This window comes from Streptomyces sp. LS1784, assembly GCF_020103755.1.
Lineage (GTDB): Bacteria > Actinomycetota > Actinomycetes > Streptomycetales > Streptomycetaceae > Kitasatospora.
Genome location: NZ_JAHSQD010000688.1, coordinates 1 through 3,866 on the forward strand (window position 1 = coordinate 1; position 3,866 = coordinate 3,866).

A 3,866-nucleotide genomic window follows, 5' to 3' on the forward strand; every position below is an offset into this window, starting at 1 on the left:
GTTGCGGGCGTCGAAGCGGGCGGCCAGCGCGTCGGCCTCGGCGCGCACGTGGGCGAGCAGGGAGTCCACCGTCCAGGGCGTGCCGGCCGGGCCGCTGACGGCGAGTTCGCCGTGGCCGGCCCGGGCGAGCCGGGCGACCAGCACCTCGACACCGGTCAGGAAGTCCAGCCGGGCGGCCGGGTCGCCGGTGACCGTGAACAGGGCGCGGTTCTCGGCGAGCAGCTCCAGGCCGCGCGGCTCGTTGCCGGACAGCGCACAGAACTCGACGTGCAGGCCGACCGCGCTCAGCATCGAGGCCTTGCCGCGGGCATGGCGGTAGCCGCAGAGGTGGCCGGAGCGGGCCTCGTCCGGCCGGCCCTGACGCAGCTGCGCGAGCAGCGCGGTGGCCTGGCTGAGGTAGGGCTCCTGCTCGCAGCCGGAGCGGCCGTCCAGCACCGGGGCGAGCACCTCCAGCGCCCGGGCGTCGTCCCCGGCGGCGAGGAAGTGCCGGGCACGGGCGCGGGTCTCGCAGGCGTGGCAGTCGCTCAGCTCGGAGCGCGGGCGGGCCGCCCACAGCTCGTAGGCGTTCTGCACGTCGATACCGGTCTGCACGGCCAGGTGGTAGCGCTGGGCGTAGTACGGCTGGAGGTCGTGACCGGCCGCGCGGTAGCGGTCGCGCAGCTCGGTGTGCCAGCGTCCGATCGCCGCGAGGGGGACGTCCGGGGTGTCCTTGAGCGCGTCGGCGACCCACTTGAAGCGCCAGAACACCTGGTGCCGGGCCCACTCGCCGAAGCCGTCCGGGTCGGTGTCCCAGAGCTTGAGGATGCGGGCGAAGACGACCGGGCCCTTGCTGCGCTCGCCGTCGTACTCGTAGGCCTCCATCAGCTCCAGCAGGGCCATCGAGCGGACCCCGGTGTCGTCGAACTGCTCGGCGGCGTCGACGAGTTCCTCGGCCGTGACGGTCCTGGTCCGGCCGTACGGGCGGGCGTCGTTCTCGCGCAGCGCGGCCATCACCGCGTCGGGGGTGTCCAGCATCACGCCTCCGCCCCGCCGTCGCGGCCGGAGCCGGCAGCCTCGTGGCCGAGCATGGCGTGGTCGAGCAGGCTGATGAACGAGCGGTTGAGCAGGGCGGACTCGCTGGCCTTGAGCGGGCGGCGGGTCATCAGCACGGCCTGCCCGTACAGCGCCTCGACGGCGGTGACGGCCAGCTCGCGGTCGGTGACGGTGGCGGCGCGGCGCACCAGCGGGTTGAGGTGGTTGAGCACCAGCTGGGCACGGGGCACCTCGGCGCGCAGCGAGCCGAGGATGTCCGCCCACAACCCGTCGGCCTCGTCGGCGAGTTGGGCCCGGGTGCGCTCGTGCCGGGCCTCCCGGTTGTCGAGCAGCAGGGCGGGCGCGTTGGTCGGGTGGAAGCTGCGCAGCGCGACGTCGCAGTCGAACCGGCCGACCACCTCGCGGGCGATCGCCAGGAAGGCGTTGGCGGCCAGCTCGACGGCCGGGTCGACGGTGTCCAGGTGCGCGGTGACGGTGCCCGGGTCGAGGTCGGAGACCGAGACGCCGGGGCGGATCTCGGGCAGCCGGTGCACCAGGTCGTGGTCGTACGTGTAGCCGCCGTTGACCACGCCGAGCCCGGCGGCGCCGGCGATCGGGGCGACCTGGCGGAACTCCTCGACCGTCCGGGTCACCAGCACCACCGGGTGGCTGCGGGCGAACTCGTCCAGGGTGACGTTGCCGTCGGTGGTCTCGAACGGCAGCCAGGGCAGCATCATCCGCAGCAACTCGTCGTCGTAGCGGGCGAGTTCCTTGACGGCCAGGTGGTGGACGGACAGGAAGCGGTGCAACAGCGCCGGGTCGCTCGCGGACAGGCCGGTCAGCCAGTCGCGGATCCGGGCACCGAGCGCGTCCCGGACGGCGGCGAGCGTCTCGTCGGCGTACAGGCCCTCGCGGGAGGCGGTGGGGCGCAGCCCGTCGGTGTCGACGACGCAGCGGACGAAGAACGCCCAGTCCGGCAGCAGTTCGTCGGCCTGGTCGGAGAGCAGCATGCCCTTGAGGTGCACCCGGTGGCCGTTGCGGCGCGAGGGCGGGGCGGCGTCCGGCAGGACGTACGCGACGCCGCGCAGGCCGACCAGCGGCAGGTCCAGCTCGATGGTGTCGAGCGGGGTGAAGTCGAAGGCGGCGCGGCAGTACTCGGTGAGCGCGTCGCGCCTGGCCAGCGGGGAGGCGTGGCGCTCGGCCCACGGCGGGGTGCGGTTGACCCGGTGCTCGGTGCCGCCCGCGTCGATCACGGTGACGTCGTGGCGCAGCAGGCTGCCGAAGTCCCGGGCGAGGGTGAGGACCCGGCCGGGGCGGGTCCACTCGGCGGCGTCGGCGCGCGGGGCCAGCGTGACGGTGGTGCCCGGCTCGGGCTTGGCCGAGGCGGGCAGGGTGCGGATGGTGTAGCTGCCGTCGGAGCTGCCGCGCCACTCGATCGCCGGGGCGTCCGGGGTGGCGGCGGAGCGGGTGACCACGGTGATCTCGTCGGCGACCACGAAGCAGGCGAGCAGGCCGATGCCGAACTGGCCGATGAAGTCGCCGCGGGCCTGGGCGAGCCCGGCGCCGTCGAGCCGGCCGTCGGCGTCGCGCTTGGAGCTGCGGCCGATGGTGGCGAGGAAGGTGTGGACGTCCTTCTCGGTCAGGCCGATGCCGGTGTCGGTGACGGACAGCACGTCGTCGGCGCGGACGGTGATCGTGGCCGGCGCCCCGGGGTCGAGGGCGCGGCGGGCGGAGATCGCGTCCACCGCGTTCTGCAGCAGCTCGCGCAGGTAGACCCGCGGGCTGGAGTAGAGGTGGTGGGAGAGCAGGTCCACCAGTCCGCGCAGGTCCACCTGGAAGGTGTGCGCACTCGTCGGGTTGTCGGTAGGGGACACCGGAGGCTCTTTCGATCGCGGGGTGGATGGCGGTGGTGGGGTACGGCTCAGCGCCAGTACGAGGTGCAGCGGTCGCGGTGGGCACGGAAGGCCTTGACCGGATCGCGCGACAGGTAGTGCCAGGGCGCCTCGGTCACGCAGCCGTCCAGCGCGTCGAACAGCAGGCGCGCGGTCTTGGGCTGGTCGGCGAGGGAGAAGGCCATCGCGAAGGCGTTGAAGCTCGCCTGCCAGCCGCGCACCGGATCGAAGTCGGGGTGCAGGACGGACCGGAAGGCCGCCTCCTGGAGCCCGGCCACCACGGCCGGGCTGGTCAGGTAGGCGCGGTCCTCTCCGTCCGGGAGAGCCAGCCACTGCTCCAGGTGCGCGAGTGCCACCAGCTCACCGAGGGGACTGCCCTCGGGGGCGGCGAACATCACCGAGCGGGCGAACTCGTGCATCTCCTCGTGCGAACCGCCCCACTTGGCGCTCAGCTGCTGCAGCCGGATCCGGTGCGAGCCGGCGTTCCCGGGCGCCCGGCGCACCGCGGCCTCGAAGCGGCAGGCGGCGACCTCCGGGCCGAGTGAGGCGCCCAGGGCGCTCATCTGCAGGAAGTTCCAGGGGGCGTGCCAGGACGGCTCGCGTTCGGCGGCCTCCAGCAGCTGCTCCTCGGCGACGTCCAGGCGCTGGTGGAACACCTTCCACCCCTCCTCGGTGACGTCCTTGGCCCGGGCAGCCGTCCGGGCCTCCCAGCCCCAGACGACGTGCCGGGCTCCGGACAGCAACAGCAGCAGGGTGTCGTCCGGGGTGTCGGCCAGCGCGCGGGACGTCCACTGCTCGACCCGGGGCACGTCGGACATCGCCCCGACGAGGAAGGACAGCTCGGCGCCGTCGGCGGCGGCCAGCGTGGGGCGCAGCGCGGCCCAGTCCCCGGCGGCGGCCTGCCGGAGCGCCAGGCGCGCCGACTCGTCCCCGTACGTCGGGTCGAGCCGCGGCTCGGCGCTG

Annotated in this window: 2 protein-coding genes and 1 pseudogene; all 3 read right to left on the bottom strand. The window is 74.2% G+C overall.

Annotated elements, in window-relative coordinates; genetic code table 11:
• Positions 1 to 1,014, bottom strand: a pseudogene (locus KS423_RS40580) (hypothetical protein); the annotation flags it as partial.
• On the bottom strand, positions 1,014 to 2,885 hold the full coding sequence (locus KS423_RS40585) for an HSP90 family protein (RefSeq protein ID WP_224284743.1): 1,872 nt from the start codon (positions 2,883 to 2,885) through the stop codon (positions 1,014 to 1,016). The gene KS423_RS40585 and the pseudogene KS423_RS40580, both read right to left, overlap by 1 nt.
• Positions 2,886 to 2,932: 47 nt before the next feature.
• Positions 2,933 to 3,866 (bottom strand): hypothetical protein (locus KS423_RS40590; RefSeq protein ID WP_308020307.1); only part of this gene is annotated, 934 nt, incomplete at its 5' end.